This is a genomic window from Aliivibrio sp. SR45-2, assembly GCF_963890165.1.
GTDB lineage: Bacteria > Pseudomonadota > Gammaproteobacteria > Enterobacterales > Vibrionaceae > Aliivibrio > Aliivibrio salmonicida.
In genome coordinates this window covers 44471-56867 of the sequence record NZ_CAWPRC010000111.1, presented here as the reverse complement: position 1 = coordinate 56867, position 12397 = coordinate 44471, and the positions used below count along the sequence as shown (strand labels likewise).

At 37.6% G+C, this 12397-nt stretch carries 12 protein-coding genes; 3 read left to right on the top strand and 9 right to left on the bottom strand.

All coding sequences use genetic code 11. The features are described from left to right. Nucleotides 1–32: 32 nt before the first annotated feature. Together AACV33_RS05305 and AACV33_RS05300 are read right to left on the bottom strand one after the other, a co-directional pair. The gene (locus AACV33_RS05305) at nt 33–524 is read right to left on the bottom strand and encodes a hypothetical protein (protein ID WP_023602637.1); all 492 of its coding nucleotides are present in this window, start codon (nt 522–524) and stop codon (nt 33–35) included. An 80-nt stretch (nt 525–604) separates the two neighbouring features. Continuing rightward, nucleotides 605–2581, bottom strand: coding sequence for an alkyl sulfatase dimerization domain-containing protein (locus tag AACV33_RS05300; protein WP_017023537.1), 1977 nt, complete (start codon nt 2579–2581; stop codon nt 605–607). 253 nt (nt 2582–2834) lie between these two features. Between AACV33_RS05300 and AACV33_RS05295 the strand changes: the two genes are divergently transcribed. Next, nucleotides 2835–3779 (top strand): LysR family transcriptional regulator, encoded by a 945-nt coding sequence (locus AACV33_RS05295; protein WP_017023538.1) that lies wholly within the window; start codon nt 2835–2837, stop codon nt 3777–3779. Nucleotides 3780–4012: 233 nt separating this feature from the next. On the opposite strand, the gene AACV33_RS05290 is transcribed toward AACV33_RS05295, so the two are convergent. Continuing rightward, nucleotides 4013–4264, bottom strand: a complete 252-nt coding sequence (locus AACV33_RS05290) for a hypothetical protein (RefSeq protein WP_023602636.1) — start codon at nt 4262–4264, stop codon at nt 4013–4015. 412 nt (nt 4265–4676) lie between these two features. Between AACV33_RS05290 and AACV33_RS05285 the strand changes: the two genes are divergently transcribed. Continuing rightward, nucleotides 4677–5048, top strand: coding sequence for a YgiW/YdeI family stress tolerance OB fold protein (locus AACV33_RS05285; RefSeq protein ID WP_017023540.1), 372 nt, complete (start codon nt 4677–4679; stop codon nt 5046–5048). Nucleotides 5049–5145: 97 nt separating this feature from the next. Then, entirely contained in the window at nt 5146–5583 is a 438-nt protein-coding gene (locus AACV33_RS05280) for a cytochrome b562 (protein WP_182699131.1), read from the top strand. Between the two features lie 811 nt (nt 5584–6394). Here the strand turns inward: AACV33_RS05280 and AACV33_RS05275 are convergent. The 6 genes from AACV33_RS05275 to AACV33_RS05250 all read right to left on the bottom strand — a co-directional run bounded on the left by AACV33_RS05275 (nt 6395) and on the right by AACV33_RS05250 (nt 12350). After that, nucleotides 6395–6622: a glutaredoxin family protein gene (locus AACV33_RS05275; protein ID WP_012551652.1), complete on the bottom strand. Its 228-nt coding sequence runs from the start codon at nt 6620–6622 to the stop codon at nt 6395–6397. Between the two features lie 42 nt (nt 6623–6664). Beyond that, nucleotides 6665–7213 carry a DUF1415 domain-containing protein gene (locus AACV33_RS05270; RefSeq protein ID WP_012551653.1) on the bottom strand — a complete coding sequence of 183 codons (549 nt, stop codon included), beginning with the start codon at nt 7211–7213 and terminating at the stop codon, nt 6665–6667. Between the two features lie 162 nt (nt 7214–7375). After that, entirely contained in the window at nt 7376–9268 is a 1893-nt protein-coding gene (locus tag AACV33_RS05265) for a sensor domain-containing phosphodiesterase (RefSeq protein ID WP_182699130.1), read from the bottom strand. A 150-nt stretch (nt 9269–9418) separates the two neighbouring features. Next, on the bottom strand, nt 9419–10063 hold the full coding sequence (locus AACV33_RS05260; RefSeq protein WP_017023544.1) for a sugar transferase: 645 nt from the start codon (nt 10061–10063) through the stop codon (nt 9419–9421). A 17-nt stretch (nt 10064–10080) separates the two neighbouring features. Next, nucleotides 10081–11265, bottom strand: coding sequence for a glycosyltransferase family 2 protein (locus tag AACV33_RS05255; RefSeq protein WP_182699129.1), 1185 nt, complete (start codon nt 11263–11265; stop codon nt 10081–10083). Continuing rightward, nucleotides 11262–12350 carry a glycosyltransferase gene (locus AACV33_RS05250; RefSeq protein ID WP_017023546.1) on the bottom strand — a complete coding sequence of 363 codons (1089 nt, stop codon included), beginning with the start codon at nt 12348–12350 and terminating at the stop codon, nt 11262–11264. Before AACV33_RS05250 ends, AACV33_RS05255 begins: the two co-directional genes overlap by 4 nt. Nucleotides 12351–12397: the final 47 nt, after the last annotated feature.

The following is a 12397-nucleotide window of genomic DNA, read 5'->3' as shown; positions in this document are numbered from 1 at the left end:
TGAATGCAGTAACAGGGCTTTTTTATTAGGGATCATATTGATAAAAATAGAGAATCAAACCAACGATCTAGCGTTTCAACATCATTTCTATTTCCATTAATGATGACCAATTGGTTTTTCTTCGCGTCATCCCACGATAATGTTTTTGTTGCCAGTGCATCTAGCACATCAAGTTCTGTGATTAGCAGCAACTCTTCTTTTTCAGGCAAGGTTTCTCTGCCAGTAATATTGATGCTTTGCTCAAGCGTGACCTTGCTGTAATGCCCTTTGATTGCTTCAAATAGATTAAAATTTATTTGGTGATCATTTGGTTTGGCTAACGCTGATTTAATGGAGAACAATTGAAAGTGCTCGGGTTTATTGGCATTACCAAAGGTATTATTTTTTCTTACCTCAATGATTTCTGCAAATACATCTAATGAACCCGGCTCGGTAACTAAGCTAAACCCTGTATCTTGGTGCAGCCCACAAGCAAAACTCAGTGAAGAAACAAATGCCAAAAGTAAGGTGAACTTTTTAATCATAGGTATGGCTCCTTACATAAAATTAAGGGGACCAATGTTGATCCCCTTCTTAGGTTGTTGGACGCTAACTATTGACAGTATTAACGAACGATAAGCATGATATTTTCAGGGCTCATTGGTTTATCAAAGTAACTCATGAAAAGACCAAAATCTTTGATACTGCCGTTAGAGAACATAAAATCACCTGACTGTAAGTTGTTACCAATCACCTGTTGAGCATTAGGTCCTGCTATCAAGATTTGGTTTAGTACTTTACGAGAGGTATTGATTTGCACATCAGCATTATCTAATGCGGTATTGTGTAGTTGAGCGATACCGTTGCGGATCTCTATCGTAAATGATTCGTTAGTATCTGAGAAATTGTACGTTAATGCCATTTCAACATTCAGCGTATTTTCTGCAATTAGCGTCGATGTCATCATGTCGAAAATTTGCTTACTTGGTAATGCGGTTAACACATCTACTGAAGCGAAGCTGATCATATTAGAGAAATCACGAGTACCTTCAAGCTCAGCGGCTGAGTTTAATGCCCAGTTTCTCCAGTTAATGTTTACTTGATCTGCTGCCCACGCTTTGTAAGCAACGGCTTTCAATTGACGAGCTTCAGTATCTTCTGTGTTTACCGTAATTGGGTAAGAAAGGATCTCTGCGGCAAACGTGTAGTTCTCAGCCTTAATGGCCGCTTTTGCTGTTTTGATGATGTTGTCACGACCACCCATGATCTCAACAAACGCTTTTGCACGTTGCTCATAAGCCATTGGCTCTAACTGCCAAGGGTCAGCTTCAAAGAAACCATTGTAGCCAACGTAAATTTGACGAACGGCGTGTGCAACGGTTCCGTAGTGCTCTCCTAACCAAGGGTGTTCAGCTAAGTGCTTAGGTAGCTTAACCACTTCAACCAACTCATCAGGAGTAAGTCCTTTGTTCATATAACGAATGGTTTGATCATGAGTGTATTGAATCGCATCACGATAAGAGGTCAGAACATTAGCGACCGCTTCTTTGCCTTCAACAGGGCGACCGTGTGAGTTGATCATGATTTCAGTATCAAACTGACGCATGGTATCGATGCCTTTGAACCACATCGACGGATCACGGAATTTAGTACCACGAATCGTATGTAGGTTCGGGAAGTTTTCACCTTGCAGTACTTCTGCTGCGTGTAGGATCTTTTGCTCAGGCAGATAAACCACGATCTCATCTTTAGTTTCAGACGGTACGTTTACGATTTGCATATGTACGCCTGAGATCGTGATGTCTAGCGTGCCATTCGCTTCAATCAGCGTATTTGGTTCGATGAAAGAGATATCACCTTGCATGAAGCGAGGACCAAGACCATCGTTTACTGTGCCGTGTTCACCTTCTTCCACATGTTTTGCGCCAGTGTAAGAGGTTCGATGACCAAATAACGTACCTAGGTTAGAGGACCAGTTTGCTACTGCTTCAGTTAAGCCTTCTTGCGCGATGATTTTTACTTCACCTGAAGCGACTTCAGCATCGGTAGTCCAAGCTCGAACGCCAGAGATATGGTCAATATGGTTGTGAGAATAGATGATCGCTTTTACTGGCTTATCAGTGATCTTACGGAATTGGTCACGCACTGATTCTGCCATTTGCACAGATTCGCCCGGATCAACGATGATGATACCGTCATCACCTTCAATCATTACGGGTGTATCAAGACCAAATCCGTAACCTAGGTAAACATTATTATCCACTTGAATTATTGCTTGGTCCATTTTACGACCATGCTTTGTCAGGATAGGGTGTACGTATTCAGACTCTTCGGTAAAAGCAAGAGAGTCGCCCGTCTTAGACAATACTTTAATGCGATCACCCTTACCCCAGAACAGGTTTGATTTATGTTCAAACAGCACTTCACTTTTATAACGAGCATCAAGATCAATATTTTGGTATTGAGCCGCAGAGCTCGTTTGTAGCTCTTGACCTGTTTTAGAGGTCGCTTCTGTTATCGGGGTTGCAACAGTAGCGTGTGATGTGAATAAAACCGATGCGATAGTGATAGGTAGAGTCAGCTTTTTAAATGTATTAGTCATGGTAACGACCTTCTTATATTTTTAGACAGTGAAGTAATTTCTTGTCGTTAATCATAGTGACCTGAGAGAGTGAGAAATAGAGGCTAATCCGAATTAAATTCATCGCTTTTACGATGAGTTTCTTGGGTTATAGTGCTAACTTTAGGCGGGTTTATTGTGGTGAGCCTCTCAATAAGTAAGAATAGAGTTCACGCATGTCATTGTTTTACAGTAAATTACTCGGGTGATGTGAATACAACTAAGGTGAGTCTTTATGAGTAATGATATTCCAAATTTTAATCTATTAGCGGTATTTGCAGCAGTGATGGAGTTGGGCAGTTTAAGTAAGGCCGCAGATCACCTTAATACCAACCAATCGACGATCAGTACCGCATTAGGGCGATTAAAGAAAGAAGTTGGCCATGAACTTTTTGTACGTAGTGGTCGTGGTGTTGTGCCTACTTCTTATTCCACCAGTTTATACGCAGAGATCCAAGCCCCAATTCAACAGCTTAATGGTGTTTTTCAAGCGTTTGGTGAGTTTGATCCAAATGTATCAACACGAAAATTTGTCATGACAGCGCCAGAGCATCTTCAATGGATATTGCTTAAAACTTTTGCAGATCGACCAAAAGAGAACATCTCATTAGAATTGTTCGAGCAATCAGACAACGATGAAACCATGTACGATGGGTTGTTGACTCAAAAATTTGATGTAATGATCGATATTGTTCCACCAAATCACCCCAATATAGAATCCACCCACCTTTTTGATGGTGAATTTATGATTGTGTGTCGCAAAGATCACCCGCGAATTAAGGGAGAGCTTACGCTGTCTCAATACATGGGTGAAACGCACGCCGTCTTAGAGCGAACAAGAAATCAGATGTACACACTTGGTCATTATACTTCGATAGACATCACCAAGCGTAAAGTTGCTTATCATGGACGTTCAATGTTCAGTAATATGTTGTTATGTAGCCAATCTGATTATCTAACCGCTGTGCCACTTTCAATGGCGTTGCAGTTTGAAGAGCGTTTACAACTTCAAGTACTTAAGCCGCCTTTTGAGTCAAAACAGATTTCTAATTATCTGATTTGGTTAAAAAAACTAAAACACGATCCAAGCCATAAATGGTTTAGAAATGAGTTGATATCAACGGTAAAAGACAATGTATCTCAGATGGAGAATAGTAAAGTGAGCTTAAATACACTATAGAGAGTTCTCTTGCCATTACTGGTGATGATGATTGTATTTATGAGCTTGGTCAGTGTGATAAAACAGTTATTAAAATCGTTAAAGTAATCCTCGATTAATGAAGTGATAATAATACGATGAAGGAAGAAGATGTCAAGATAACATAATCTTCTTTCTTTATCGTATATTTGCACTGATGTTATTTATCCATATAAAATAATAACAATGAGACAACGATTAAATTATATTAACTCTTAATCTAAAGCTCGTTTAATAATTATTTGGTTTGGAAAGTGGTGTCTCATTTGGTTAATGGTATAAGGTGATGTACCTTGTTCAATATCACCAATAGGCGCTTCAGTGGCAATTTCAATCGTTAATCCAAATTCATGAGATCTTGCTTCGAATGCATCAAATACTTCTTTCTCTTGTTTGGTGAGCTTAGTTAGGTCTTTGCCTTCTAGTTCTAGCATTTGATCCAATAGCCATTTATCTTTTGGTGTCATTATGTTGTCCTCTATAAAAATATTACGTATGACTCTACGCCTTAAATTTCAAAATGAAAATATAAATTATCGTTGATGTTTATGTCATGGATCGTTTGTATATCAGATGGTTAAATCTAAAGATAGTAAGGTTGCAAGAATGTTTTCTGAGACGTATATAAACGTCATTCTTAGCCGTATTGTTATTAACTACGTTAATTTAAATGAGGATTTATCGTGTTTAAAATTCAAATGAATTAAGGATAAAGTAATAGTTGATATCATTTTAAACTAAGAGTAATCTCAAAAAATAGATATATCATCAAGACTGCTCTATATTTATGACTAATTAGGGATGAAATAATAAAATGGAGTTATAAATGTTAATAGTAGTCTGCACTATTTTTTACATAACAACATTTAAGGAATCATTATGAAAAAGAGAACTCTTTTATTTTCACTTATATTAGCGTGTACGTCTACACTTGCATTGGCTAACGATCACGATGCTAATTATCAGGATGAATTTTCACAGCCTGTATATGGAATCAACACGGTTGAATCGGTATTAAATGCGAATGCAGTTATTGATGATACTCCGATTCTATTAACTGGCTACTTAGTTGAACCTTTAGGAAAAGAAGTGTACTTGTTTAAAGACAATACCGGTTCATTAAATGTGAAAATTGACGCCGATAAAATGCCAAGCTTACAAGTGAAACCAAACGATAAAGTGACGCTTAAAGGGGAAGTAAATAAAGAAGATAACTACATTATTTATGTGGATAGTCTTACTGTTGATTAACAAAAATACGGATCGTTATGGTATTGAAACATATTAATCCTGTGAGTATGAGAGGCAATACATTACACTGCCCATCTCGTTTATTTAAAGGATTACTATGAGAACTCTATTTTTAACGTTAGCCCTGACTTTTTCTGCTGGCGTTGCTGCAAATACTACGAATGAATCTACGGATGTGATTGAGACAACACCAGCCTTAATTAGCACTCCTGTTGATACTAAAGCAGCGATGAAAGACATGATGCTGGCATTTAAGCAAAGTGAAGATGCGAGTTCAATTGATGAAATGACTCAATCAGTAATGCGATTAGATGCGTTAATTGATTACTTGAAACAAGAGAACTTCTCACCAGAAAAACAAGAGTTATATCAAGAAGGGTTTAACAAATTGTCTGTTTCTGTTGATCGTGTCAAATCCGAACTTGCCGCAGGAAACCTAGAACAAGCAAAAGACACATTAAATCAAGTTGATGACTTACGATCTGAATATCACAAAAAACGTAATCCGAGTATTTGGAGTAAAATATTCGGTTAACGGATGTGCTATTTTTTAATAAGAAGGAGATAACTCTCCTTCTTATTTTAAGGTTATATTAAGTCAATATAATTTGTATGTTCTAATACGCTGAAAAACCATTTTGAAAACCCAATAGCAGTAAACAAAAGTTTTGCATTGTACTTCAACTCAAAAGTGACTGTTTTTATAGTCTTTTTTCCCATTGAGTTTTTTTCTTCTTCTTTAAACGTGAATTTCATAAGTGAAACCCTCAATTAAAAGTTTGAACATTGATGGCTTTTTGAGAGTTTCTTTGCTAAATTTCATTTTGAAATCACAACTCAGCCATCGCTATTTTTAGGTCTAGCTGTTACTAGACGTTGTTTGGTGTTTTAAAATTTTTATCTAAGTAGTTGAACTCCTTCTGTGTGTTTTAACTAGGTTTATAAAGTAAGTAGAGGTCAGAGACTACTTACTTTATAACCAAACTTTCTTCTATCGCGCCATAAACTCAAAATAATTACTTAATCTTAAATATAGCTATATGTTGTGTTATCAATTGACTTGGCTACAAGATAGTGATTTTTGAGCGAGTGATCAAGTTAGAAAATGAGACTGGTCTGTGGATAACCTATGAATTAAAAAAAACAGTAAGTAGGTACTAACTCACTTAGGTTAGGTATATCAAGACATCAGAAATAGCGAATTGCATAATGATGAAGAAATCGACAGTTAAAAAATATTTATCTTGATTTTTTTGGTTTCAGTGGATCTTTAGTTATTCAGGTTTTACAGTAAAATTATAAACTTACAGATACAAAAATGGAGCTAATCAGCTCCATTTTTATTATTAACTGTTATACATTTTATCGAAATTCTTCTGATTCCAACCAACCATCACTTGATCGCCAATTTTAAGAACAGGGATAGAACGAGCGCCCATGGCTTGTAATTCCTTACGTCCTCTTTGCATTTTCGCATTGGTTAATCGATAAGCAATTTTTTTAGAGTCAAGGTAGCGTTGTGCGTCTTTACAATGTGGGCATTTGTCTGCCACATATAAAACAATACGTTTCATCGGGATCTCTCCAATCAAATCTGGTTATAGAATTAGCGTAGCTTATACAAACAAGTAAGGAAATAACTTACGACGCTCTTCAGGGCTAAGAGCCTCAACACGAGCAATGTTTGTGTCTGGGATCGCTTCAGGGTTCGGATAGTGCTTTAACACTTTTTCCATGCTTTCTTCACGAATAAGGTGAAGGACAGGATAAGGAGAACGGTTCGTTAAATTCTCATCATCTTCTGGTGCAGCACCACCAAAGCAATAATCAGGATGGAAAGTCGCAATTTGATAAGTGCCTTCCCAGTCTTGTTGTTTGAGTAGCGCATCAACCCAATCTAAGAAGAAATTGTAATCCATGAAATCTTGCAGCATGTTTGGAATAGCAACCAAGGTGGTCTCTAGCTCTTCTGCTGTTTTAGAATTTAAATTCATTAACTCTTGAAGTACGTCTTCAAGCAAAACTTCTTCCGTTGTCGCTTCAGAAACAAAGATTTTGATTTGTTTATTGCGATTTGGTTTCGCGGCAAAAGGGCAAAGATTTAGGCCGATAACGACATCTTCTAACCATTGTTGTACTTCTTGTTCTATTTTTTGAATATTCATGCTGACTTCATTTTTACTGTGCAATATTTTCGGCAAGAATAACAGATTATTGATGAGTTTAGAAACTACCAACAGATACATCAAACTCTGACATGGTAGTTAATTCTTGTTTTTGGTCATGGCGTTGTTGACCATTCTTGTCTGCGAAGACGATTAGTACCACTATATAAATTTGAAATAGGGGGTTCCAAGGGATAACTGATTGAATAAACCCATTTCAAATTTCTCAGCGGCCATTGGTTTAGCGTAGAGGTAGCCTTGAACTAAATCGGCTTCTTCTTTGAGGATAAATTGTTCTTGTTCTCGGGTTTCTATACCTTCAACAACAACGTTTAAGTGCAGTTTTTTAGCAATATTTATCATCGCACAAACGATGTTTTGATCTTCAGTACTATAGGTAATGTTGGTAATGAAGCTTTTATCAATCTTTAAGGTATCAAATGGGTATTTTTTTAAGTATTGGAATGACGCATAACCGGTACCGAAATCATCGAGCGCAATGGAAACGCCAAGGTCATGCAATCGGTTTAAGGTCGTGATGGCTAAGTCTTCATCTGCAATTAAGCTGCTTTCGGTGACTTCTAATTCCAGATTACGAGGTGATAATTGGTATACATTCAACAGTTGTTCAATGTGTTCGACTAAATAAGGGTCTTTTAATTGAACGGCTGAGACATTAACCGCAGTAATAAACGCAGGACAATGTGCAACCCATTCACTTGTTTGTTGAATCGCATTTCGTAATGCAAAGTTGCCTAATTCATAAATTAAGCCGTTACGTTCAGCGATTTGAATTAAAACATCGTTTGATATAGCGCCTAAACGTGGGTGGTTCCAACGTAATAAGGCTTCGCATCCTAACCATTTTTTAGTTATTGGGCATACTTTTGGCTGATAGTTTAAAAAGAGATCGTTATTGCGTACGGCTTCAAGTAAGTAACTTTCGATTTGATGTTCAGATAAGCTCGATTTTATTGGCAAAGACACATCCGAAATCGTGAATGTTTTTCCCATGCTTTGGCATTCAACCATGGTGTCGTGCGCATATTGTAATAAATCGGTACGAGGCACGCCGTCTTTTGAATGAATAGCACCAACGTAACTCTGTAAATGAATCGATTGATCATTGATGTAGTAATTTGATTGCCCAATTTCAGACAGGTGCTGACAAAATTTAGGTAGCTTACTTTTATCAGCGTGAATGACTAATAGAATATCGGTAGCAGTGAGACGACCAGTGATCGATGTGTCTGTTATTTTTGTTATTCTTGAACGGTACTCGGTGAGTAGTCGATCCAAAGCTTGATGCCCATGAGTTTGTTGGATCAATAAACCATTGGCAAAATGAATGTGTAATAAAACAAAATTCTTTTCTTGTTTCAGTAGGTTATCCATATGCTGATAAAGTGCAATTTGATTTAAAAAACCAGTGCCCAAATCATGATTTTGATGATATTCCACTTTTTGTTCTGCGGCTCTTCGACAATCAACTTCATTGGCTAACTGAATATTGAGATCATTAAGGTGCTGAGTCGCGATGGTGATCTCTTGTTGTAATGCATTATGACTAATCAATAATTCGGCATGTTGAAAGAGTGTACTTAATTGCGCTTCAATGGATTGTTGATAGGTTTTTAGTAATGCTTGATACGTTGGAGAGTAATCATTTTCTTTATTGTCTAGAATGCAAATGGTGCCAAAAGGGGTGTTGTCTGGCCAATAAAGAGGAAGACCGCAGTAAGCGATCATATTAAGAGCAATATCAGGATTTGTATCCCAATTAGGATCAGTTAAAGCATTTGCAATGAATAGCTGTTGGCGTTCTTTGATGATTTTTTCGCAATACAGGCCTTGTCCAAGTGCTTCATGATGACCGACTTTATAAGGATTATCAGTGTTATCACTGGCAGCAAATACTTCGATCGTATTTTCGTGAGTTTGCATAATAAGGGCAGCAGGTACATGAACTAAATTTGCTAATAAATTCAACATATTTTGCCACTCTTTCTGCATACGTTCAGGGATCGCAATAGAAGCAGAAAGTGATGTTGTCATGTCGTTCTCCGAGGCCTTATTATCAATTAGTGTACCGCATTACTGTTTATATAATAACAGCCTCATGTGCTTTTTTTTTGTCTAATTTTTAAGAATGAGAACTAAACTGCTTTTAAATTATAAGCTTATTAATAGTAAGGTTATATGGCGTTATTGCCCTCTGGCAAATAACATGACTTTTATTGTCATAAGAAGAATGTAACTGTCTGATTTTATCCAACTTGAAATAGAATGGAGTGACAGTGCATAACTGTGGTCAAACCCAACCTTAGATCGTACGTCTTCAATACTGGTGTCATAACCTTGGTTTACTTGCGCTAAACCAGTAATTCCAGGTAGAACGCCATAGGTTCTTTCACTAAAATAAGGGATCTCATGTTCTAGTTTGTTATAGAAGGTTGGTCGCTCAGGTCTTGGTCCAACAAGAGACATATCACCATTTAAAACATTAAAAAATTGAGGTAACTCATCAAGACGTGTTTTTCGCAAAAATCGTCCAACGAGCGTCACGCGAGTGTCTCCCTTCAGGGCCAATGTTGCGCCAGTGCTCACTTCTGCATCTTCTACCATACTTCTAAATTTTATCATTTCAAATACGTAGATTTGTTCTGGCATTGCCTTTCCGACGCGGAGTTGGCGATAAAATACAGGGCCTTTAGAGTTAACCTTAATGGCAATGGCAATCAATGGAAATAAAGGCAAAGTAATGAGCAAACCAATAAGAGATAGGCATACGTCAAAAGCCCGTTTTGCTTTAATGGTTGGTTGGTTAATTGTATAATATGAATTTATCATCTTGATATTCCTTTCATTTATTTATGTACACGAGACCAAGGGCTACGTTGTTTATTGAATACATAAGTCAGCCCACCAATTAAATTGGCGGCGTGTCCAGCGACAAGGTAAGCCACGGTTTGACAGTATTTATGATAGAATAAAGAAGGAAAAGACAGGCTAACGATACCCAAACTATAGCCCAGTGTCTGCGCAATAAACGCAGCCATAAAAATGGGGGTGTGAATAAGAAATGCCGAGCCAATATAGGCCATTATCATGAAATATGGCATGGTGATTCGTAACCCTTTTCCTGATATAAAAGTAAATGCAATGCCTTTGTATTTAGGATTAAAGAGAGGGAATAAGCGTAATAACTGTTGAAGATTACCTGCTGAAATTCGTAAGCGGCGAGAAAAATCCTCTTCTTGCAACGCGTGCTCAAGTTCCAAAGCATAGATTTTTGGTTCGTAGATGGCTTTGTACCCTTTTTCTACAATCTTCATCGGTAAAATAAAATCATCGTTGATCGTATCTTCACTTAATGGGGTGAATAAATCGGTTCTAAATAGATAAAAAGCACCATGAGATCCTAAACTTGCCCCAAAGGTGGCTTCTTTTTGCTTGATGCTAGTTTGATACTCCCAATACTTTTTCTCACCTTCTGAACTTGGGTCTAATAGTTTGTATGTTGGATTAACGACCCCTACGGTATGATCTTCAAAGTGGGCGGCGGCAATAAGCAGTGCATCGTATGAGATAAGCGCAGAAACATCACTCAATGCCACAAGATCGCTTTTGCATTGTGGAATAACATCATTAAGTAGCATTACCTTTCCTCTGTTTTCTTTAAAGGCAAAGACTTCAATGTGAATGTCGGAACAAATGGCTTCTTGTAGGGTGTTGTAGGCAATATTTACGGTATCGTCGGTACACCCATCACAAGCAATGATGATAGTGAGTTTATTTGACGGGTAATCTAAGCACGTCAAATTGCGAATCTTGTCTGCTATCCATAATTCTTCATTATAAGCAGGTAAGATAATCGTAATACTTGGTAAATATCGATCTTTTTTCGATGATATAAAATGACGATGATTTAGTTTTGTTGCTTTTTGAGGATGATATTTAGCAAACAAAGTTAAAATTATTGGATACAAGGCATGGTGGTAAATGACCATGTAAATACTGATGGAGGTCACTGCGATAATGAAATTATTCATATTGTTACTCCTTGAAAGTAAAGGCTTTCGTACGCTGTTGCCATACTGCCTGCATGATTGTTTTTTAGTATGAAATCACGAGGAGAGCCGGTTTCTTTTTGATAAGCGAGCGCCTGTATTCCTTGTGCTAAGGTAATGGCATCATTATTGGCGACTAATAAACTGTACGTTGGGCACAAGGTTTCACTCACACCACCGACATCATTGGCAATACAAGGAACCCCGCATGATTGAGCCTCTAAGGTTGAAAGTGGAAAGCCTTCGTTGTTTGATGGCAAGCAAAATACATCAAGCGCTTGATAAAACGTCGGCATATGATCGATATGCCCAAGAAAATGTACTCGTTTCTCAAGATGATATTCAGCAACAAGTCGTTGTAGGTATTCTTTTTCTGACCCCGACCCTGCCAATAATAAGTGATACTTTGAATCAAGAAAGCGAAACGCTTCGATCAGTTTGTCTTGGCCTTTTACCATTTCAAGTCGTGCGGCATTACCAATAATAATGCTTTCTTCTGGTAAGTTTAGACGCAAGGTTTGATGTGCATTTTGTCGATGACCTGATTGAAACTTCGACGTATCGATGCCATTTTTAATGGTGTAAATAGGGTACTTATTAAACATTAGGGACAATGTTTTTTTCACAAAATGTGCATCAGCAACGAGTTTGGGTTCTGAAATAGAAAGAGCAAGACGTTGTAAATAACGATGCTTTTTATTATTAAGGTGCCATGCATCATGTTCAGTATGAATATGTTTGGCTTTGCCATACCATTTTACGGCACAGCCAGCGTATAAGAGTGGGCCGATATGGTGTGAATGCACGATATCGGCTTGATGCTCTTTGAATATCGAAATCAATTTCTTAATGGTACTTGTTTGAAAACCACTGGGTTTATCAAGAAAAATAAGCTGTTCTTGATAGTGTGACAGTCGTGGCCAACGTTGAATAGACTCTGTGAGTGTGCCTTCTAAACTGACTAATACGATTTTATGCTCGGGATTGGTAAAAGCCAACATATCTAGCACCATAGTTTCTAGGCCGCCAGGGGAAAGATGTTGAACAACATGAATGATAGTTTTCATAGCGCACTCCTTTTGTGTCTAACCTAGATATTGCAGAGTTTGTGCCA

Excerpts from the sequence above, each read along its gene's own strand:
- AACV33_RS05305 (WP_023602637.1), bottom strand. The coding sequence starts at position 524 with ATGATTAAAAAGTTCACCTTACTTTTGGCATTTGTTTCTTCACTGAGT.
- AACV33_RS05300 (WP_017023537.1), bottom strand. The coding sequence starts at position 2,581 with ATGACTAATACATTTAAAAAGCTGACTCTACCTATCACTATCGCATCG.
- AACV33_RS05295 (WP_017023538.1), top strand. The coding sequence starts at position 2,835 with ATGAGTAATGATATTCCAAATTTTAATCTATTAGCGGTATTTGCAGCA.
- AACV33_RS05290 (WP_023602636.1), bottom strand. The coding sequence starts at position 4,264 with ATGACACCAAAAGATAAATGGCTATTGGATCAAATGCTAGAACTAGAA.
- AACV33_RS05285 (WP_017023540.1), top strand. The coding sequence starts at position 4,677 with ATGAAAAAGAGAACTCTTTTATTTTCACTTATATTAGCGTGTACGTCT.
- AACV33_RS05280 (WP_182699131.1), top strand. The coding sequence starts at position 5,146 with ATGAGAACTCTATTTTTAACGTTAGCCCTGACTTTTTCTGCTGGCGTT.
- AACV33_RS05275 (WP_012551652.1), bottom strand. The coding sequence starts at position 6,622 with ATGAAACGTATTGTTTTATATGTGGCAGACAAATGCCCACATTGTAAA.
- AACV33_RS05270 (WP_012551653.1), bottom strand. The coding sequence starts at position 7,213 with ATGAATATTCAAAAAATAGAACAAGAAGTACAACAATGGTTAGAAGAT.
- AACV33_RS05265 (WP_182699130.1), bottom strand. The coding sequence starts at position 9,268 with ATGACAACATCACTTTCTGCTTCTATTGCGATCCCTGAACGTATGCAG.
- AACV33_RS05260 (WP_017023544.1), bottom strand. The coding sequence starts at position 10,063 with ATGATAAATTCATATTATACAATTAACCAACCAACCATTAAAGCAAAA.
- AACV33_RS05255 (WP_182699129.1), bottom strand. The coding sequence starts at position 11,265 with ATGAATAATTTCATTATCGCAGTGACCTCCATCAGTATTTACATGGTC.
- AACV33_RS05250 (WP_017023546.1), bottom strand. The coding sequence starts at position 12,350 with ATGAAAACTATCATTCATGTTGTTCAACATCTTTCCCCTGGCGGCCTA.